The sequence below is a fragment of the Streptomyces sp. NPDC003248 genome (genome assembly GCF_055563235.1).
Window position 1 is genome coordinate 671,032 of sequence record NZ_JBVHDT010000002.1, and the last position, 18,732, is coordinate 689,763.

An 18,732-nucleotide genomic window follows, 5' to 3' on the forward strand; every position below is an offset into this window, starting at 1 on the left:
TGGCGGTTCGCGTACACAGCGCATCGGTTTCATCGCGCAGAGTTACGCTCGTTGGATGCACATCAGGCGTTCCCGCTTCCCGCGCAGGTCCCGAACCGGCGTCACCCTCGTCTCCCTCGCCGCCCTGCTCCTCTCCGCCTGCTCCGCCGGAGGTGTGACGAGCACCGCCACGCGCGCGGGGGCGGAGGTGACACTGGCCGCGCTGCCCCATGCCACACCGTCCGCGCTCGCGCCGTACTACGGGCAGAAGCTGACCTGGCGCGGGTGCGGCGTCCCCGGTTTCGAGTGCGCCACCCTGAAGGCGCCGCTCGACTACGACCGGCCCGGCGACGGCGACATCCGGCTCGCCGTCTCCCGCAAGAAGGCGACGGGCCCGGGGAAGCGGATCGGCTCGCTGCTGGTGAACCCCGGCGGTCCCGGCGGCTCCGCGGTCGGCTACCTCCAGCAGTACGCCGGCGTCGGCTACCCGGCCGCGGTCCGCGCCCGCTACGACATGGTCGCCGTCGACCCCCGGGGCGTGGCCCGCAGCGAGCCCGTGGAGTGTCTCGACGGGCGCGCGATGGACGCGTACACACAGGCCGACGTCACACCCGACGACCAGCGGGAGACGGACCGGCTCGTCGAGGCGTACAAGGGGTTCGCCGAAGGGTGCGGGGCCCGGTCGCCCCGGCTGCTGCGGCACGTCTCCACCGTCGAGACCGCCCGCGACATGGACGTCCTGCGGGCGGCCCTGGGGGACCGCAGGCTGACGTACGTGGGGGCGTCGTACGGGACGTTCCTCGGGGCGACGTACGCGGGGCTGTATCCGGACCGCGTCGGCCGGTTGGTGCTGGACGGGGCGATGGACCCGGCGCTGCCCGCCCGGCGCATGAACCTGGACCAGACGGCGGGCTTCGAGACGGCGTTCCGGTCGTTCGCGAAGGACTGCGTACGGCAGCCGGACTGCCCGCTGGGCACCAAGGCGGACAAGGTCGGGGACAACCTCAGGGCGTTCTTCGAGAAGACCGACGCGCGGCCCCTGCCGACCGGCGACAGCGACGGCCGCAGGCTCACGGAGTCCCTCGCCACCACCGGCGTGATCGCGGCGATGTACGACGAGAGCGGCTGGGGGCGACTGCGCGATGCGCTCACCGCCGCGATCAAGGACCAGGATGGTGCGGGCCTGCTCCGCCTCGCCGACAGCTACTACGAACGGGACGCCGAGGGCCGCTACGCCAACCTCATGTACGCCAACGCGGCCGTGAACTGCCTGGACTCGCCGGCCGCCTTCGACAGCCCCGACCAGGTGCGCCGAACCCTGCCGACGTTCGAGAAGGCGTCCCCCGTCTTCGGCGAGGGCCTCGCCTGGTCCTCCCTGAACTGCGCGTACTGGCCCGTCGCGCCCACCGGCCAACCGCGCCGCATCGAGGCGAAGGGCGCGGCCCCGATCGTCGTCGTCGGCACCACCCGCGACCCGGCGACCCCCTACCGCTGGGCCCGCTCCCTCGCCCGCCAGCTCTCCTCGGCCCGCCTCCTCACCTACGACGGCGACGGCCACACCGCCTACGGCCGCGGCAGCAGGTGCGTCGACTCCGCGATCAACACCTACCTGCTCCGCGGGACGCCCCCGACGGACGGAAAACGCTGCACGTGACCCAGCCCGCCACCCCCGGAACCGCCACCTCCGGGGGTGGTACGGAGCACCCCCGGAAACTGTGTAGACTTACCGACGTTGCTGATCGCACCATGGTGCGGGCAGCGCGCCGCCTTAGCTCAGATGGCCAGAGCAACGCACTCGTAATGCGTAGGTCTCGGGTTCGAATCCCGAAGGCGGCTCCGGCGAAGGCCAGGTCAGATGTTATCTGACCTGGCCTTTTGTGTTGTGTCTGGGATTCGTCGGGGTACTCGGGGTGCCGGGGAGCCGTGGGACGATCAGGCCCGTCTCGTAGGCCACCACGACCGCCTGGGCGCGGTCGCGCAGGCGGAGTTTGGCGAGGATGCGGGCGACGTGGGTCTTCACCGTCGCCTCGCTCCGCCCGAAGTGGGCGGCCAGGTCGGTGTTGTTCAGTCCACGGCCCAGGGACTGGAGGACCTGGAGTTCGCGCGGGGTCAGGACCGAGAGGTCGCGGTGGAGGACTGGGGGGTGTCCGCGGCGGAGGTGAAGCGTTCGACCAGACGGCGGGTGATGGCCGGGGCGAGCAGGGCGTCGCCGGTACGGGCGAGGCGGACGGCGGCCACCAGGTGTTCGGGCGTGACGTCCTTGAGGAGGAAGCCGCTGGCGCCGGCGGTGAGGGCCGCCTAGACGTAACGGTCGAGGTCGAAGGTGGTCAGCATGATCACGTGGGGCGTGTCGGGCCCGGCGCCGGAGAGGATGCGGCGGGTCGCCTCCAGGCCGTCGGTGCCGGGCATGCGGATGTCCATCAGGACCAGGTCGGGGCGGGTGCGGTGGACCGCCTCGACCGCCTCGTCGCCGTCGGCCGCCTCGGCGACGACGTCGATGCCGTCGGCGGCCAGGATGAGGCCGAAGCCGGTGCGGACCAACGCCTGGTCGTCCGCGATGACGACCCGGGGCTGAAGCGGTTCGGTCACGGTCTCCGGTCCGTCCTCGCGGAGCGCGGGACGACCGCGTGCACCCCGTAGCCGCCGGCGGGCAGCGGACCGGCGTCGAGGGTGCCGTCGTGGAGGGCCCGGCGTTCGCGGAGGCCCAGGAGGCAGCGACCGGTACCGGGGCCGGCGGCCGGGGCGGGAGCGCCGCCGGTGCTCGTGACGTCGATGCGCAGGGTGTCGGGGGTGTGGTCGACGGCGACCCGCACACGGGCGCCCGGAGCGTGCCGGACGGCGTTGGTGAGGGCCTCCTGTACCGGTGCCTCCCAGGCGGTGGTCGAGGTTCGCCCCGACGCTAGGGACGCGCCCGCGTCCGGGGCGCAGCGACCGCGCCCGTCATCGACATCCGCGGCGTGAGCAGGACCTACGGCGAGGGGCCGCCCGCCCTCGCCGGGGTCACGCTGAGCGTGGGCGCGGGGGAGCCGCTGGCCGTCGTCGGGCCGTCGGGCAGCGGCAAGTCGACGCTGCTCAACCTGATCGCCGGGCTGGACCGCCCGAGCGCCGGCAGCGTCACCGTCGACGGGCTGCGCGTGGACGGGATGAGCGAGACCGCCTCGGCCCGGTACCGGCGGACGAGGATCGGCATGGTCTTCCAGTTCTTCCACCTCCTCGACGATCTGACGGTCACCGGCAACGTGCTGCTGCCGGCCCAACTGGCCGGCGTCTCCCGGGCCGAGGCCCGCAAACGCGCCGCGGAGATGCTGGAGTACCTCGGGGTCGCCCGGCACGCCGGGGCGTTCCCGGGACGGCTGTCCGGCGGCGAGCGCCAACGCGTCGCGGTGGCCCGCGCGATGATGCACCGTCCCGCGCTGCTCCTGGCCGACGAGCCGACGGGCGCGCTGGACACCGCCGCCGGTGCGGACGTCCGCGAACTGCTCGTCACCCTCAACGCGGGCGGCCAGACGGTCGTCCTGGTCACCCAGGATCTCGGCCTCGCCGAGGCCTGTGCGACCCGGACCGCGGCCGGCCGGGAAGGCGGTGGCGACCGAGGCGACCCGTCGTGGCTGGTCGCGCTCGCCCTGGGGGGTCTGGTCATCGCGGTGGCGGGAGGCCTGCCCCCGGCCGGCCGGGCGGCCCGGACGGACACGGCCACCGCACTGCGCACGGAATAGCGGGGCCGGCACCGCCGTGCGCACCGGCGGGCGGGCCGGCCGAGTGCCGGCCGGGGCGGGAGTCGGCCGGGGCGGGGCCGGTCAGCCGAGTACGCGCACCGGCTTCCCGGCCAGGAACGCCCGGATGCCGTCCACGGCCTGCCCGTAGTAGCGCTCGTAGTTGGCGCGGGAGACGTACCCCAGGTGCGGGGTCGCCAGGAGCCGGGGTGCCGTCCGCATCGGATGGTCGTGGGGCAGGGGCTCGACGTCGAACACGTCCACCCCGGCGCCCGCGATCCGGCCCTCCCGCAGGGCTGCGAGCAGCGCGTCCTGGTCGACGATCGCCGCACGCGAGGTGTTGACCAGGAACGCGGTCGGCTTGAGGAGGGCGAGTTCGGCGGGGCCCAGCAGGCCGCGGGTGCGGTCGCTCAGGGCGAGGTGCACGGAGACGAAGTCGCTCTCGCGGAGCAACTCCTCCTTCGAGGCCGCCGGACGGACGCCGACCTCGTCCGCGCGCTCCTGGGTGAGGTTCTGGCTCCAGGCCGTCACCTCCATGCCGAAGGCGAGGCCGACCCGGGCGACCAGGCCGCCGGTCCTGCCCAGGCCCAGCAGACCGAGCCGGCGGCCGTGCAGGTCGGCGCCGACGGTGGACTGCCACGGGCCGCCCTCGCGCAGGGCGGTGCTCTCCTGGACCAGACCGCGGGCGAGCCCGAGCAGCAGGGCCCAGGTGAGCTCGACCGGCGGGGTGGAGGAGCTCTCCGTGCCGCAGACGGTCACGCCGTTCCTCCGTGCCGCCGTGTAGTCGATCACCGAGTTGCGCATGCCGGAGGCGATCAGCAGCTTCAGGCGCGGCAGCCGGTCCAGCAGCGAGGCCGGGAAGGCGACGCGCTCGCGCAGGGTGACCACGCAGTCGAAGCCGGCCAGCGCGGCCACGAGTGCGTCGTCGGTGGCGGCATGCTCGGTGAAGGTGACGACCTGCACCCCGTCGCCCAGGACCGACCAGTCGACGACCTCGGTGGCGACGTTCTGGAAGTCGTCGAGCACGGCACAGCGGAAAGGCATGGCGGTCGGGTCCTCCTGCTCAGGGAAAACGGTAAAAACGATGCAAAGCCGACACCAAGTGAACCGGCGTCGGGGCAGCCTCCGGATCTGAGGCAACATCTTGGTGAACGACGGGCACCGCCGGGACGGGCCGGGGAGCCGTCGAGGGCCGGACGGAGCGTGGGACGTGGTGGAGCCGAGGATCGCCGTTGCCGTGGTGACGATGGGCAACCGGCCCGCCGAGGTCGACGCCCTGCTGGAGTCGGTGGCGAAACAGGACGTCGCGCCCGCCCGCATCGTGATCGTCGGCAACGGCTGCCGGCTGCCCGAGTTCGCCCGCCGGCTCTCCCTGCCCGGCGAGGTCACCACCGTCGAGACCGACGAGAACCTCGGCTGCCCCGGCGGCCGCAACGTCGCCCTCGCCCGGCTGCGGGAGTACGGCGACGTCGACGTCGTCGTGGAGCTGGACGACGACGGGCTGCTCGTCGACGCCGACGTGCTGCGCCGCGTCCGCGACCTGTACGCCGCCGACCCGCGCCTGGGCATCGTCGGCTTCCGCATCGCCGACGAGCACGGTGAGACCCAGCGGCGGCACGTGCCGCGCGTGGGCGCCTCCGACCCGATGCGGGGCGGGTACGTCACCGGCTTCCTCGGCGGCGGCCACGCCCTGCGCATGGAGATGCTCGACCGGACCGGCGACTGGCCCGCCGAGTTCTTCTTCGCCCACGAGGAGACCGATCTGGCCTGGCGCGCCACGGACGCCGGCTGGCACATCCTGTACGCGCCCGAGCTGCTCCTCCAGCACCCGAAGACCTCGCCCGCCCGGCACGCCATCTACCACCGCGTCACCGCCCGCAACCGGGTGTGGCTGGTCCGGCGCAACCTCCCGCTGCCGCTCATCCCGGTGCACCTGGGGGTGTGGGTCCTCGTCACGCTGCTGCGCACCCGTTCCCTCGGTGGTCTGCGGGCCTGGTTCGGCGGGTTCGCCGAAGGGGTGCGCACGTCGGCCGGCCCACGGCGGCCCATGCGCTGGCGGACCGTGTGGCGACTGACTCGGCTGGGCAGGCCCCCGGTCATCTGAGACCCGGCCCGGGCGCAGGACCCGGCCCGGGCGCAGGACCCGACCCGGGCGCAGGACCCGACCCGGGCGCAGGACCCCACCCGGGCGCGGCGCCCGTGGCCACCGGTCGTCACTTGGCGTCCGCATAGCACTCCACCACGGCCGTGGTGAACGGGAACCGCACCGGCGTCTCGCCGAACGTCAGCCGTCCGGCCAGGTCCGCCGCCTCCCGGATCGCGGCGACGACCGTCTCGGCCTCCTCCTCCGGGCAGTGCACGATCACCTCGTCGTGCTGGAAGAAGACCAGCTCGGCCGCCAGACCGGCGCACGTCCGGCGGAGTGCGGCGAGCAGCAGCAGAGCCCAGTCGGCGGCGCTGCCCTGGACGACGAAGTTGCGGGCGAAGCGGCCGCGCGCGCGGGCGTCGGAGGAGGAGTGGCCGGGCGCCCACGGCCGGCTCTCGGCCTCCTCGTCCCCGGCGGGGATGCCCGCCTCCTCCGCCGTGCCGTCCGTCGCCCCGGCCACGGGCGGACAGGTCCGGCCCAGCCAGGTGCGCACGAGCCGGCCCTCCTCGCCGGCCCGCGCCGCCTCATCGACGTAGGCCACCGCGCGCGGGAAGCGGCGGCGCAGCGCGGCGAGGTTCTTCAGGCCGTCGCCGGACGTCTGGCCGTACACCGCGCCGAGCACGGCGAGCTTGGCCTGGGCGCGGTCGCCGGAGAAGGCGCGGTCGGAGACGGACTGGTAGAGGTCGGTCGCGCGGCCCGCCACCTCCATCAGCCCGGGGTCGCGGGAGATCGCCGCGAGCACCCGCGGCTCCATCTGGTCGGCGTCGGCGACGACGAGCCGCCAGCCGGGGTCGGCGACCACGGCCCGCCGGATCACCTTGGGGATCTGCAGGGCGCCCCCGCCGTTGGTCACCCAGCGTCCGCTGACCGTGCCGCCCGCGAGGAACCCGGGCCGGAAGCGGCCCTCCCGCACCCAGTCCTGGAGCCAGGACCAGCCGTGCGCCACCCAGATGCGGTACAGCTTCTTGTACTCGATCAGCGGCCGCACGGCCGGGTGGTCGATGGACTCGATCTCCCAGCGCCGCGTCGACCTGATCCTGATCCCGGCCTGCGCGAACGCCTTGATCACATCGGCGGGCAGGTCCGGCCGCACCCGGCGCCCGAAGGCGGCGGACACCTCGTCGGCGAGCTCGGCCAGCCGACGGGGCTCGCCCCCGCCCGCGTACCGCTCGCCGAGGAGATCGTGCAGCACCGCGCGGTGCACCCGCGCGCTCCACGGCAGCCCCGCCCGGTTCATCTCGGCGGCCACCAGCATCCCCGCCGACTCGGCCGCCGTCAGCAGCCGCATCCGCTCCGGGTGCTCCGCCCGGTCGTGGCGCCGCTGCTGGCCGGCGTAGACGGTGAGGAGGTCGGCGAGCGGCAGCCCCGCGGCCTCCGGTTCGAACAGCGAGGACTGCGCGCCGGGCTCGGCGGACCGCTGCGGCGGGTCCGGCGGTACGGGCCCGCCGCGCAGCCGGGCCAGGGCGGCGGCGGCCGACCGGGGCTCGCCGTGCCGTCCCTCGTGGCCGAGCAGGAGGGTCTCGGCGTCCTCCACGTCGTAACACCGCTCGACGCGCACCCCCGCGGCGAGCAGCCGCGGATACACCTCGGCCGTCGAACGCCAGACCCACCGCGCCACACCCGGCCGCCCCCGCACCGCCTCCACCAGATCCCCCTCCCGCACCACCGGCCCCACCGGCAGCCCGTCCCCGCCGAGGGCGACCAGTTCCGCACCGCCGCCCTCGACCGGAGCGAGCGCCCACCGATCACCCATACCGCGAGTCTGCCAGGGGGGTCTGACAGTGAGGATGTACGCGGCATTGCTCGGGGGTCTGACTCAACGCCCCGCGCGTCCGTGGCCGGCGAGCCCGAACGGCCCGGCCCGGCCCTCGCTCAGTCCCCCTGCGCTGCCGCTCCCTCTCCCTCCTGCTCGCCCTCCTGCGCCTTCACCATCTCGGTGAGCGCTTCCGCCACGTACCGCTCGACCTCCGTCTTGCGGATGCCGAGGCCGCTGAGGACGCCCTCGCCGTTCTCGAACTCCAGGAGGGCCAGGAGGACGTGCTCGGTGCCGATGTAGTTGTGGCCGAGGCGGAGGGCCTCGCGGAAGGTGAGTTCCAGGACCTTCTTGGCGTCCGAGCCGTAGGGGATGAGCTCGGGCACCTCCTCGGCGGCGGGCGGCAGCGCGGCCGTGGCGGCCTCGCGGACGGTGTCCGCGGAGACGCCCTGCGCGGCGAGGGCCTTCGCCGCGATGCTCTCCGGCTCGGCGAGCAGCCCCAGGACCAGGTGGGCGGGGAGGCCCTCCGGTGTGCGGGCCGCCCGGGCCTCGGTGTGGGCGGCCATGACGACGTTCCGCGCGCGCGGGGTGTACCGGTTGAAGCCCTGGCTCGGGTCGAGGTCGGTCGACTCCTTGGGCACGAACCTCTTCTGCGCGGCCTGCCGCGTCACGCCCATGCTCCTGCCGATGTCCGTCCAGGAGGCGCCCGAACGGCGGGCCTGGTCGACGAAGTGGCCGATCAGGTGGTCGGCCACGTCATCGAGGTGCTCGGCCGCGATGACCGCGTCCTGGAGCTGGGCGAGGGGTTCCGGGTGGACCTTCTTGATCGCGTGGATGAGGTCGTCGAGACGGATGGACGACGTGGGTCCCTGGGAGGAAGAAGTCATGTGTCAACCGTAGGTTGACGGCGGTAACCCGTCAACCCCGAGTTGACAGTCGCCTGAAGTCCGTCGTAGGCCGTCAATCCTGAGTTGACACTCTCCGGGACTCCGTATCGTCCCCGCCCGCGTGACACCATCACCGGATGACCAGCAGCACGCCCACCGTCGACCGCGCCCTCCGCGCAGCCCTCTACGAAACGGGCGACACCGCCCTCGACGAGGGCGCGTCCCTGCTCGCCGCCGACCCTTCGGCGGACGCCGGACTCGCGCGGCGCGGTGAGGAGTTCGTGGCGGCGGCCTGGCGGCGCGGCTGGCAGCCCGCCGACGTCGTACGGCTCGTGCGCCGCGACCTGGACGAGCCCCACGTCCGCCTGCTCGCGTCACTGATCCGCGCCCAGGAACGCCGGGAGGAGGGGCGCCCGCGCGGCCGGCGCTGGACGGCTCAGCTGGAGGAGCTCCCCGTGGAGGCCCCGCCGCGCACCGACCGCTTCTCGCACGCCACCGCGGTCCTGGAGCTGTACCGCCTGCTGCTGCGCCTGCCCACCCTCGAACCCCTCCAGGAACCGCGCCGGGACCGGGCGGCCCGCTCCGACTCCCGCATGCTCACCCGCATCCGCGCCCTGCTCGCCAAGGCGGAGGCGACCGGATACCCGGAGGAGGCGGAGGCGCTCACCGCGAAGGCGCAGGAACTGATGGCCCGGCACAGCGTCGACGAGGCCCTGCTCGACGCCCAGGCCCCGGCTCCGGACGCCCCCGGCGCCTGCCGGATCGGCGTGGAGCCGCCGTACGAGCAGGCCAAGGCGGTGCTCCTGGACGCGGTCGCCGACGCCAACCACTGCCGGGCGGTGTGGAACGAACCCTTCTGCTTCTCCACGGTCGTCGGGTTCGAGGCCGACCTGGAGGTGGTGGAACTGCTCTTCACGTCCCTGCTGGTGCAGGCGCAGACCGCGCTGACCAGGGCGGAGGCGGCCCAGCGGGCGGGCGGCCGCAGACGCACCAAGACCTTCCGCCAGTCCTTCCTCGCCGCTTACGCCCACCGCATCGGCACCCGCCTCGCGGAGGCCGCCGGGACCCAGGTGACCGACGACCTGCTCCCGGTCCTCGCCACCCGCGACCTCGCGGTCACCGACGCGACGGACCGCATGTTCCCGGAGACCGTCACCACCCGTCTGCGGGGCGTGACCGACGAGGCGGGCTGGACGGAGGGCGCCCGGGCGGCGGACCGGGCCCGGATGAGCTCCCGGCCCCGCCTGCCCGGATGAGCTCCGCGCGGGCGGGGCCGGACGCGGCCCGCCCGCCGGTCCGGTGACACGGCGGGCGGGACGGGCGGACAGGGCCTACTGGTAGGTCACGTCCGAGGAGTCGTAGATGCAGTACGTACCGTCCGGGCCGCTGCCCAGCTCGGTCGGCTCGTCGCCGCTGCTGTTGCCCTCGAAACGCTCGCACACGGTGATCTTCTTGCTGCTGTCACCGACGATCGTCACGTCGGACAGCGTGGCCGTGTCACCGTAGTTGGAGTTGATCCCGACGACGACCTTGCCGGGGCTGGTGACCTGGACGTTGCTGACCACCACGTGCCGGGTGTACTGCGTCGAGCAGTTGCCGCACGACCGGTAGAGCTTGCCGAAGTCGGAGACCTGGAAGTTCTTGATGGTCAGGGTGCCGGCGCCGTTGTGCTGGAAGACCTTGTCGTCGGCCTTCTGCGCACCGCCGCCGTCGATCACGTAGGTCGCCGAGGAGGACTTGCCCTTGAAGGTCGCGGCGTCCTCGCCGACGTCCTCCCACCACACGTTCTGGAGCGTGCAGCTGCCGGAGCAGTGGACGCCGTCGGCGGCCGGGGAGCCGAGGATCACGTTCTTCAGCGTCGCGCCGTCGGCGAGCTTGAAGATCGGGTCCTGGCCCTCGTCCTGGCCGTCGCCGCCCAGGTCGCCCGAACCGTAGAAGCGCTTCAGGGAGCCGTCGTACGTCCCGCTCACCTCGATGGTCTCGGTGACGGCCTGCTCGCCGGTGGCCGTGGGCCAGGAGGCGAACGTGGTGCCGCTGGAGGCCGTGGCGCTCGCCGTCGCCGTCGCCGTCGTCGTCGCGGAGGCGGTGGCCGAGGCAGAGGTGGTGGCGGTGGCCGACGGGGACGCGGAGGCGGACGTCGTGGCACCGGCCGACGGCGTGGCCGACGCGCCGCTCACCGTCTCCAGGGTCCAGCTCTTGGTGGCCGCCTTGTCGCAGGAGTTCTGCTGCGCCCGCGCGGACTTGGTGTTCAGGCACTTCTCGCTGTGCGCGTTGACCAGGTGGTACGCGTCGTCCAGCGCGCTGATCCGCCAGACCTGCGAGGTGCCGTCGTCGCAGGTCTGTTGCTGTACGGCCTTGCCGGCGGAGGCCGAGTCGCCCTGGACCCCGGCGCACAGCCCGGTGGCGGAGGACGCCACGGTGAACCCGTCCCCGGACGCGGTCAGCTTCCAGCTCTGGTCGGCGCCCCCGTCGCACGTGGCCAGCGTCAGCTGGACACCGTCCGCCGTGCTCGCCGAGGGGACCTCCAGACAGGTGCCGTCCGAGTTCACCAGACGGTAGGTGCCCGCGCCCGGTCCGGAGGCGGACGCCGTCATCAGCACTCCGCCGACGACGGCGCCGCCGACCAGCGATGCGGCGATGGCACCGACCAGGACGGTACGGCGGCGTCCGGTCCTCCGGCGGTGCCCCGGGCGTGGGGCTGTCTCTGTACTCATGTCGCAGCTTTCGTTCGGCGTGCGATGGCCTTCCTCGTCCATCTGGCCCTTTGTCGCCGCCGCCCGGCCGGAGGTTGCCGGGCGGCGAGATTTTTTTCCCGGGCCCACGACAGAACGGTTCTTGACGGTCAGTCGCCCGCCTGCTGGAAGGCGCTCACCGAGGCGTCCGGGGTGTCCTCGCCCTTCAGCGCCACGTCGCCGTACGTCCAATCGAAGCTCTGGTCCGCCTCGCCGCCCGGCAGCCCGTACTTCACCGTCGTCACGGCGAGACCCTCCGAGGCGCCCTCCTCGGCACGGACGTACGTGATCGTGAAGGAGGTCGTGCCCTGCTCCGGCAGGGTCAGCTCCTGTGCCTCGGCGGCCTCGTTCCGCGGGACGGCGGTGCTGGCGCCGTCGGCGTCGAACTCGACCTCGGGGAAGCCGTCCAGGGTGCACTCGGCGCCGTTGTTCGTGACGGTGACGGTGACGTTGCCGGTGTCCCCGGCGGCGGGAGCGGCGTTCACCGCGCCGAGCTCCATGGCGAGGTCACCGGCGGCACAGGCGGAGCCGGACGCGGCCTTGCTCTCCTCGCCACCGGAGGAGTTGTCGTCCCCGCCGCCGCACGCGGTGAGGAGGAAGGCGGCGGCGAGGGCGGTGACGGTGATCGGAACGGCGCGCATGTATGGGTCCCTTGCATGACGTGACGGTGCTCGAAGGATCATCACGCATGTCCGCCCCGAACCGCCGCCCACCCCGCCCTCCTGATCTCCGGTCACAGACCCCGGCCACGACGGTCACAGGGTCCGGTGACGGCATGCGGTCGCCGGGCGCCCGGGGCCCGGACGGCGTCCGGCCAGGGCGTGCGGCATGGCGTGCGGCATGGCGTGCGGTCATGGCGTCCGGTCACCCCAGGCCGGCCGTAGGCAGCCCCGACGGCAACTGGCCGCCCTCCGCCCTGGTGAACGTCTCCTGACCGGCCCCACCCTCCCAGGTGATCCGGAGGGAGTCGGCGTCGACGGAGTCGACCATGCCGGTCGTACGGTCGTCCGTACCGGTCGTGCACTTCAGGTGGATCATCCGCATGCCCGCCTCGTCGCCGGCGGTCCCGCTGCACACGGTCCCTCCGGTCGCGAAGAGGGCGGCCTGCGAACCGGTGACGACCAGGGCGACGGCCTTGCCGTCCGTGGTGGCGAGCCAGCTGCCCTCCAGCTCGGAGGAGGCCTGCGCGGACGCTGACCCGCCGGTGCCGCCGGAGCCGCCGGTACCGCCGGTGCCGCCCCCGGCGGCCGCGCCCGACGCCGTGCTCGACGCCGTGCCGGACGTGGCCGACGGCGTGTCGTCGGACCCGCCGCCGTCGCCGCACGCGGTCAGCACGAGCGCGCCCGCCAGCGTGGCCGTCACGACGGCGGCCCGCACCGCCCGGGGGGCCGTCCCGCGCGCGGGACGCGCCGGAGCGGAGGTCGGGAGGGAGGGGGAGTGGCTCGAGGAGGGCGTGGTACGCGAGAAGTTCGCCGTGGTCACTGCTAGCTCCCAAGCGGTAGCCGGGCGGCCCGGTCGGCCGGAAGGACCGCAGCAAGCTACCAGCCGCCCCTGCCATGGCAGCACCCCCGGACGCACCCCGGCTGCACCCCGGCCGCGTCCCCGGTGGCGCCCTGGTCCCTGCCCTGGCTGGACCTCGGCCGCGTCCCCGGTGGCGCCCTGGTCCCTGCCCTGGCTGGACCTCGGCCGCGTCCCCGGTGGCGCCCTCGTCCCTGCCCTGGCTGGACCCCTGGCTGCCCGCCTGCCGCGCCACCGACTGCACCCCGGCGGCGGTCCCGTCCCTGCCCCGGCAACACCCCCGGCTGCACCGCTGCCGCGCCATCGACTGCACCCCGGCCGCAATCCCCGGCGGCCCCCCGGATGGTCCCCGGAACAGTCGCCGCCCGGGCATCCCGCCCGCCATCCGGCGGCCCGCCCCCACCCCCTCAGCGACCGCCCATCACCACCGGCCTCTCCGCGACCGCCCTCTCCTCGACTGCCCTCTCCGCGACGGTCCTCTCCGCGACCGCCCACCCCGCACCGTCTTCCCCTTCACCACGACCCCTTCCGCACGCCCGGCAGGTACCCCGCGTGCGCCTGCTCCCGCAGGCTCACCCGGGACAGCCCGAACGTGCGGAAGTACCCCCGAGGCCGCCCGTCCACCTGGTCACGGTTGCGTACGCGCGTGGCGCTCGCGTCGCGCGGCTGGCGTCGCAGCTCGCGCCGAGCGGCCTGGCGTTCCGCGTCCGTCGACGACGGGCGCCGGAGGATCTCCTTCAGTTCGGCCCGTCGCCCGGCGTACCGGGCGACGGTCTCCCGCCGCTGCTCGTTCTTCGCGATCTTGCTCTTCTTCGCCATCAGACCCGCACCCCCCGGGCACGGATCCGGGCCACGGCGGCCTCGACGCCGATCGCGTCGACGGTCCGGATCCCGCGGGCGCTCAACCGCAGCCGCACGTACCGGCCTTCGCCGGGCAGCCAGTACCTCTTGGACTGGATGTTCGGGTCGAAGCGGCGCGAGGTGCGCCGGTGGGAGTGGGAGACGCGGTTGCCGAAGCCGGGCCGGGCGCCGGTCAGCATGCAGTGCGCGGACATGGGTGACGTACCTCTCCTGAAGCCATAGTGCTAATGGAATTCATTTTCAGTAAGGTATCAGCATGGCACGCAACGAACTGCGCCCGGTCGTCGGACTCCGCTCCACGGCGGGCACCGGCTACACCTACGTCACCCGCAAGAACCGCCGCAACGACCCGGACCGTATGACCCTGCGCAAGTACGACCCCGTCGTCGGCCGTCACGTCGACTTCCGAGAGGAGCGCTGAACCACCGCCATGCGCAAGGGAATCCACCCCGCCTACGGTCCCGTCGTCTTCCGCGACCGGGCCGCGGGCCACGCCTTCCTCACCCGTTCGACGATGACCGGCGAGAAGACGGTCGAGTGGGAGGACGGGCACACCTACCCGGTCGTGGACGTCGAGATCTCGAACGTCAGCCACCCCTTCTACACCGGCACCGCCCGCGTCCTGGACACCGCCGGCCGCGTGGAGCGCTTCGAGCTCCGGTACGGGAAGCGGGGCGGGGCGTGAGCCTGTCCGTGGTCCTGGTCGGCGGGCTGCACGCCGACGCCCGCGGGGCCGCCGTCGCGCGGCTGCTCGCCGACGTGCCCGGCGCCGTCGTCCTCCACCACGACCTGTCGACGGCCGCCGCCGGCACGGTCGTACGGACCGTGCGGGACGCCACCGGCGTCCTCTCGGTCCGCGAGGCGCCCCTGGTCGACGACTGTGCCTGCTGCGCCCTGCGCGAGGACATGGTGCCCGAACTGCGCCGCCTCGCCGACGACGGCACCACCCGGCTCGCGGTGGTCGAGCTGTGGGACTCCGTCGAGCCCAAGGCCATGGCCGAGGCGGTGGTGGCCGGCGGTCTCACCGTCACCGGCGTGATCACGGCCGTCGACCCGGCGCTGCTGCTGCCGTACCTCGCCGACGGCGACGACCTCGCGGACGTCGGCCTCGCCGCGGCCGCCACCGACCGGCGGACCGTCGCCGACACCTTCGCGCGGCAGCTGGAGTACGCCCCGGTCCTGGCCGTCGTGGACTCCCCGGAAGCCGACGACGAGGACCACGAGCTGCTGGCCCAGCTCCACCCCACGGCCCGCAGAGTCGGGGTCCCGGCGCCGGGCGGCCGGCCGGGGGACCGGGAGGGGGACCGGAAGGGGAACCGGGAAGGAAACCGGGCGGGCACCCCGCCGTCCGCCTCCGGGAGCACCCCGCCCACAGCCACACCCACACCCACACCTCCACCCGCCGGACCCCTGCCCGGCGCGCCCGGTTCCCCGCTGGCCGCCGCCGCCCTCGCCGGCTTCGACGTGGAGGCGGCCGCCGCCGCACAGCACCCGGCCTGCGCGCTGCTGCCCGCCGAGGCCGACGCGCACGGCGTCACCACGCTCGTCTGGCACCGCCGCCGCCCCTTCCACCCGGAGCGGCTGTACGCGGCGCTGGAGGGTCTGACCTGTGCCGCGGCCCGCAGCAGGGGCCGGTTCTGGCTCGCCGACCGGCCCGACACGCTGCTCCACTGGGACGCGGCCGGCGGAGCCCTGTGCGTGGAGCCGGCCGGGCCGTGGCTCGCGTCCCTGCCCGACGCGGCCTGGGACCTGGTGCCGCCGGTGCGCCGCGCGGCCGCCGCGCTGGACTGGCACCCCGAACACGGCGACCGCTGCCAGCACCTGGTCTTCACGTCCCCCGCGCTCGACCGGGACGGTCTGACCGGTCTGCTGGAGTCCTGCCTGCTCACCGACGCCGAGTACGCCGCCGGGCGCGACGCCTGGAAGCGGCTGCCGCCCGCCTTCGACACCCTTCTGGAGGTCTGACCCCCGATGCCCCGCAGGAGCGAGCGCGAGCCCGCCCGGAACCGGCCCAACCCGCTGGACCGGGCCCGGATCACGTACATCGACTACATCGACTACAAGGACACCGACCTGCTGCGGACGTTCCTCTCCGACCGCGGCAAGATCCGCAGCCGCCGGGTCACCCGGATCTCGGCCCGGCAGCAGTGCCAGGTGGCCCGCGCGATCAAGAACGCCCGGGAGATGGCCCTCCTGCCGTACGGCGGCCGCTGACGCCGAGGACAGCAGCGGAGATCGGCCACCTGCGGAGAAACGGTCCCGCCGATGGCGTATGCCCGAGTGCCTTTCGGAGGAGCGGGAGTACGACCGCTGTCCGGTTCCGTCGCGTGCCGGATCCGGGTGAATCTGCGCCGACGTGCCCTCGGCGCGGCCGTGTGCGCGCCGGTCCCGCCACTCGCCCCCGTGGACGATCTCCCCGTCGTCCGCGGGGGCGAGCGCTTGTCGCGGACGCCGGGCGCGGGGGAGGCGCCCCCGGCCTGTTCGCGCCGGGAGGCGGAGGAGGTGCGTGGCGTTCCGGTTCGCGCGGCGCGAGGGCCTCGCGGGCCGCCCGTGCGCCGCGCGGCCACGGCGAGTGGACGGTCCGCGTCCGCCCGGGCGCGGGGGCCCCGGCCGGAACCCGCGGTGTGCACGGTGCGTCGCCCGCCGAACCGGCTGCGCGACGGCGGAACACGGGCGCCACCCGGTGCGTCTTCTCCTGTGCGCGATAGTTCGATCCGAACCATCTGTGGGCGGGCCCGCGCGGCCGCGGGCCCGCCCACAGGAACCGGTGGTCGCATGGCCCGTGGACCCCGGGGCAGACGCGCGACGGGGAGCTGAGGACGAACGCATCGGGTACGGCGGGCGTCCCCGCTGTAACCGCTCAGGCACCCGGTGTGCACGTGCATCTGCTCATGCAGCTGCACATGAACGGGGTTATGATCCGGAACAGTTGACCACGGCACCTATGGCCACACGAGCCAGTGCACCACCAGGAGGCGACCTGTGGACCACGACGTTGACGGGGGGCATGACGTGTACAACGGCATGGCGGCCACACAGTTGTCCGGGGTTGCCTGGCAGAAGAGCCGGCACAGCAATTCACAGGGGTCCTGCGTGGAGTTCGCGCGGTTGCCCGGCGGTGAGGTGGCCGTGCGCAACTCGCGCTTCCCGGACGGTCCCGCGCTCGTCTACACGCGTGCCGAGATCGAGGCGATGCTGCTGGGCATCAAGGACGGCGAGTTCGACCACCTGATCGCGAGCTGACCACCGTCTGCCGCCTGAGCTGACCACCGTCTGCCGTCTGCCGTCTGCGGTCTGTCGTCCGCCGTCTGTGCCCGCTGTTCATCGCCGGCTGCCTGGCTGTCTGGCGGTGGCGATGGTGGTGGTGGCGGCGGAGTTTCTGCGGGAAGGGGTGGAAAAGTGGCTACGACGCGCGTAGAACCGCGGCGTCACAAGACGCCGCGGTTCTCATTCGTCCGCGGTGGGCAGCCGGAACAGCGCCCACACGACCTTGCCGCCCAGTGTGCCGGCGAACGGGTGCCAGCCCCAGCCGTCGGCGAAGGAGTCGACCAGGAACAGACCGCGGCCGCACTCGGCGGCGAAGTCGTCCGCCTCGCGCGGCAGCGGGCTGTCGTCGCTGGGATCGCGCACCGCGCACACCAGCCGCCCGGTCCACCGCATCAGGTGCAGGCGCACGGGCGGGTGCTGCTCGTGCGGGAGGCGGGTGGCGCAGTCGGACGGCAGTCCGTGCCGCAGGGCGTTGGTCACCAGTTCGGAGACGACCAGGCAGACGTCGTCGAAACGGTCGCCGACGTCCCACTGTCCGAGCGTTCTGCGGGTGAACCGCCGTGCGTCGCGCACCGCTTCGTAGCGGGCGGGCAGTGCGCAGGAGGCGGCGTCGGACACGGCCGCGGGATCAAGCGGCGGAAGGCCCTGCCGTAACGGCTCGAGCATGGTCGATCCATTCGTCCCCATGCGAGGCACTCCCGGGATTCGCGGTCGTTGCGATGCAGCGGTGGCGCGAGACCATCGTTTCCGATGCGTAGAGCAGATGCAAGGGCAGATGCACGTGCACGTGACCGAAATGGACCTCCCCGTACCGCTTCTTGGCCATTTTTTCCGCCATCTTCTTGCCGATCAGGGGCAGGCCCTTGCCTTCTCCCCCCTCTTCCCTGAAGGCACTCTGTGCGTATCCTTTGGCTTCTTTCCATCTCTGTAATCGGACGAGTACAGCTCGAAGTGTTTTAGTGGCAGACTGCGGGACCCTGAGAACGGTTGGGGAGGCTGGCGAAGGTGAGCGCGGGAGAGCCCGGATCGGTGGTGCGGCGGATGCTGCTCGGCTCGCAACTACGGCGACTGCGGGAGGCGCGCGGCATCACGCGCGAGGCGGCCGGCTACTCGATCCGTGCGTCGGAGTCGAAGATCAGCCGCATGGAGCTGGGACGGGTGAGCTTCAAGACGCGAGACGTCGAGGACCTGTTGACGCTGTACGGCATCACGGACGACACCGAGCGCCAGGCGCTCGTCTCGCTCGCCCGCGAGGCCAACGTGGCGGGCTGGTGGCACAGTTACTCCGACGTCCTGCCCAACTGGTTCCCGACGTACGTCGGCCTGGAGGGTGCCGCCTCGCTGATCCGCGCCTACGAGGTGCAGTTCGTGCACGGTCTGCTCCAGACCGAGGCGTACGCGCACGCGGTCGTGCGGCGCGGCATGAAGGGCGCGAGCGTGGCCGACATCGACCGCCGGGTGGCGCTGCGCCTGGAGCGGCAGAAGTACCTGGTGGCCGAGAACGCCCCCGACTTCCACATCGTCCTCGACGAGGCCGCCCTGCGCCGGCCCTACGGCGACCGCGAGGTGATGCGCGGGCAGCTCCAGCACCTGATCGACATCTCCGAGCGCCCCAACGTGCGGCTCCAGATCATGCCGTTCGGCTTCGGCGGGCACTCCGGGGAGAGCGGCGCCTTCACCATCCTCAGCTTCCCGGAGTCGGACCTCTCGGACGTCGTCTACCTGGAGCAGCTCACCAGCGCCCTCTACCTGGACAAGCGCGAGGACGTCGCCCAGTACGAGCAGGCGCTGAAGGAGCTCCAGCAGGACAGCCCCGGGCCCGACGAGAGCCGGGACCTGCTGCGCGGTCTGCTCCAGCTTTCCTAGGGTTTTCCCC

20 protein-coding genes, 1 tRNA gene and 2 pseudogenes are annotated in these 18,732 nt (G+C 73.4%); 11 read left to right on the forward strand and 12 right to left on the reverse strand.

Annotated features, from left to right (window positions below):
* Nucleotides 1–55 precede the first annotated feature (55 nt).
* Both ACZ3KJ_RS08345 and ACZ3KJ_RS08350 read left to right on the forward strand, forming a co-directional pair.
* Nucleotides 56–1,633, forward strand: a complete 1,578-nt coding sequence (locus tag ACZ3KJ_RS08345) for an alpha/beta hydrolase (protein WP_467525603.1) — start codon at nucleotides 56–58, stop codon at nucleotides 1,631–1,633.
* A 108-nt stretch (nucleotides 1,634–1,741) separates the two neighbouring features.
* Nucleotides 1,742–1,815, forward strand: a tRNA-Thr gene (locus ACZ3KJ_RS08350).
* A gap of 22 nt (nucleotides 1,816–1,837) precedes the next feature.
* On the opposite strand, the pseudogene ACZ3KJ_RS08355 reads toward ACZ3KJ_RS08350, so the two are convergent.
* Nucleotides 1,838–2,568 (reverse strand): annotated as a pseudogene (locus ACZ3KJ_RS08355) (response regulator).
* Entirely contained in the window at nucleotides 2,565–2,792 is a 228-nt protein-coding gene (locus ACZ3KJ_RS08360) for a hypothetical protein (protein ID WP_467525604.1), read from the reverse strand. Before ACZ3KJ_RS08360 ends, ACZ3KJ_RS08355 begins: the two are co-directional and overlap by 4 nt.
* A gap of 144 nt (nucleotides 2,793–2,936) precedes the next feature.
* Here ACZ3KJ_RS08360 and ACZ3KJ_RS08365 point away from each other — a divergent pair, with 144 nt between their 5' ends.
* Nucleotides 2,937–3,695, forward strand: coding sequence for an ABC transporter ATP-binding protein (locus ACZ3KJ_RS08365; protein WP_467525606.1), 759 nt, complete (start codon nucleotides 2,937–2,939; stop codon nucleotides 3,693–3,695).
* A gap of 81 nt (nucleotides 3,696–3,776) precedes the next feature.
* Here the strand turns inward: ACZ3KJ_RS08365 and ACZ3KJ_RS08370 are convergent, their stop codons facing one another.
* Nucleotides 3,777–4,736 carry a D-2-hydroxyacid dehydrogenase family protein gene (locus tag ACZ3KJ_RS08370; RefSeq protein ID WP_467525608.1) on the reverse strand — a complete coding sequence of 320 codons (960 nt, stop codon included), beginning with the start codon at nucleotides 4,734–4,736 and terminating at the stop codon, nucleotides 3,777–3,779.
* 166 nt (nucleotides 4,737–4,902) lie between these two features.
* Here ACZ3KJ_RS08370 and ACZ3KJ_RS08375 point away from each other — a divergent pair, with 166 nt between their 5' ends.
* On the forward strand, nucleotides 4,903–5,796 hold the full coding sequence (locus ACZ3KJ_RS08375; RefSeq protein WP_467525609.1) for a glycosyltransferase family 2 protein: 894 nt from the start codon (nucleotides 4,903–4,905) through the stop codon (nucleotides 5,794–5,796).
* Between the two features lie 109 nt (nucleotides 5,797–5,905).
* Here ACZ3KJ_RS08375 and ACZ3KJ_RS08380 read toward each other — a convergent pair whose 3' ends face one another.
* The gene (locus ACZ3KJ_RS08380; protein WP_467525611.1) at nucleotides 5,906–7,591 is read right to left on the reverse strand and encodes a bifunctional 3'-5' exonuclease/DNA polymerase; all 1,686 of its coding nucleotides are present in this window, start codon (nucleotides 7,589–7,591) and stop codon (nucleotides 5,906–5,908) included.
* Nucleotides 7,592–7,710: 119 nt separating this feature from the next.
* On the reverse strand, nucleotides 7,711–8,478 hold the full coding sequence (locus ACZ3KJ_RS08385; RefSeq protein WP_467525612.1) for a Clp protease N-terminal domain-containing protein: 768 nt from the start codon (nucleotides 8,476–8,478) through the stop codon (nucleotides 7,711–7,713).
* A gap of 137 nt (nucleotides 8,479–8,615) precedes the next feature.
* Between ACZ3KJ_RS08385 and ACZ3KJ_RS08390 the strand changes: the two genes are divergently transcribed.
* A complete protein-coding gene (locus tag ACZ3KJ_RS08390) occupies nucleotides 8,616–9,734 on the forward strand; it encodes a DUF2786 domain-containing protein (protein ID WP_467525614.1) in 1,119 nt (372 codons plus the stop codon).
* A 75-nt stretch (nucleotides 9,735–9,809) separates the two neighbouring features.
* On the opposite strand, the gene ACZ3KJ_RS08395 is transcribed toward ACZ3KJ_RS08390, so the two are convergent.
* From ACZ3KJ_RS08395 to rpmB, 6 genes and pseudogenes are all read right to left on the reverse strand, one after another.
* Nucleotides 9,810–10,655 carry a pectate lyase gene (locus ACZ3KJ_RS08395; RefSeq protein WP_467525780.1) on the reverse strand — a complete coding sequence of 282 codons (846 nt, stop codon included), beginning with the start codon at nucleotides 10,653–10,655 and terminating at the stop codon, nucleotides 9,810–9,812.
* 3 nt (nucleotides 10,656–10,658) lie between these two features.
* Nucleotides 10,659–11,234, reverse strand: a pseudogene (locus ACZ3KJ_RS08400) (RICIN domain-containing protein); the annotation flags it as partial.
* Between the two features lie 86 nt (nucleotides 11,235–11,320).
* Nucleotides 11,321–11,851, reverse strand: a complete 531-nt coding sequence (locus ACZ3KJ_RS08405; protein ID WP_467525615.1) for a DUF4232 domain-containing protein — start codon at nucleotides 11,849–11,851, stop codon at nucleotides 11,321–11,323.
* A 223-nt stretch (nucleotides 11,852–12,074) separates the two neighbouring features.
* Nucleotides 12,075–12,587, reverse strand: a complete 513-nt coding sequence (locus tag ACZ3KJ_RS08410; protein WP_467525782.1) for a hypothetical protein — start codon at nucleotides 12,585–12,587, stop codon at nucleotides 12,075–12,077.
* Nucleotides 12,588–13,241: 654 nt separating this feature from the next.
* Entirely contained in the window at nucleotides 13,242–13,547 is a 306-nt protein-coding gene (gene rpsN / locus ACZ3KJ_RS08415) for a 30S ribosomal protein S14 (protein WP_467525617.1), read from the reverse strand.
* Nucleotides 13,547–13,783 carry a 50S ribosomal protein L28 gene (gene rpmB / locus ACZ3KJ_RS08420; protein ID WP_385066022.1) on the reverse strand — a complete coding sequence of 79 codons (237 nt, stop codon included), beginning with the start codon at nucleotides 13,781–13,783 and terminating at the stop codon, nucleotides 13,547–13,549. The genes rpsN and rpmB overlap by 1 nt, the downstream gene beginning before the upstream one ends.
* A 62-nt stretch (nucleotides 13,784–13,845) precedes the next feature.
* Here rpmB and rpmG point away from each other — a divergent pair, with 62 nt between their 5' ends.
* The 5 genes from rpmG to ACZ3KJ_RS08445 all read left to right on the forward strand — a co-directional run bounded on the left by rpmG (nucleotide 13,846) and on the right by ACZ3KJ_RS08445 (nucleotide 16,832).
* Entirely contained in the window at nucleotides 13,846–14,010 is a 165-nt protein-coding gene (gene rpmG, locus ACZ3KJ_RS08425; RefSeq protein WP_467525619.1) for a 50S ribosomal protein L33, read from the forward strand.
* Nucleotides 14,011–14,019: 9 nt separating this feature from the next.
* The gene (locus ACZ3KJ_RS08430; protein ID WP_467525621.1) at nucleotides 14,020–14,274 is read left to right on the forward strand and encodes a type B 50S ribosomal protein L31; all 255 of its coding nucleotides are present in this window, start codon (nucleotides 14,020–14,022) and stop codon (nucleotides 14,272–14,274) included.
* Nucleotides 14,271–15,554 carry a GTP-binding protein gene (locus ACZ3KJ_RS08435; protein ID WP_467525622.1) on the forward strand — a complete coding sequence of 428 codons (1,284 nt, stop codon included), beginning with the start codon at nucleotides 14,271–14,273 and terminating at the stop codon, nucleotides 15,552–15,554. Before ACZ3KJ_RS08430 ends, ACZ3KJ_RS08435 begins: the two co-directional genes overlap by 4 nt.
* Before the next feature lie 6 nt (nucleotides 15,555–15,560).
* The gene (gene rpsR, locus ACZ3KJ_RS08440; RefSeq protein WP_467525624.1) at nucleotides 15,561–15,803 is read left to right on the forward strand and encodes a 30S ribosomal protein S18; all 243 of its coding nucleotides are present in this window, start codon (nucleotides 15,561–15,563) and stop codon (nucleotides 15,801–15,803) included.
* Between the two features lie 768 nt (nucleotides 15,804–16,571).
* A complete protein-coding gene (locus ACZ3KJ_RS08445) occupies nucleotides 16,572–16,832 on the forward strand; it encodes a DUF397 domain-containing protein (protein ID WP_389524979.1) in 261 nt (86 codons plus the stop codon).
* 204 nt (nucleotides 16,833–17,036) lie between these two features.
* Here the strand turns inward: ACZ3KJ_RS08445 and ACZ3KJ_RS08450 are convergent, their stop codons facing one another.
* Nucleotides 17,037–17,543, reverse strand: a complete 507-nt coding sequence (locus tag ACZ3KJ_RS08450) for an ATP-binding protein (protein ID WP_467525627.1) — start codon at nucleotides 17,541–17,543, stop codon at nucleotides 17,037–17,039.
* A 354-nt stretch (nucleotides 17,544–17,897) separates the two neighbouring features.
* Between ACZ3KJ_RS08450 and ACZ3KJ_RS08455 the strand changes: the two genes are divergently transcribed.
* A complete protein-coding gene (locus ACZ3KJ_RS08455) occupies nucleotides 17,898–18,722 on the forward strand; it encodes a helix-turn-helix domain-containing protein (protein WP_467525783.1) in 825 nt (274 codons plus the stop codon).
* Nucleotides 18,723–18,732 lie beyond the last annotated feature (10 nt).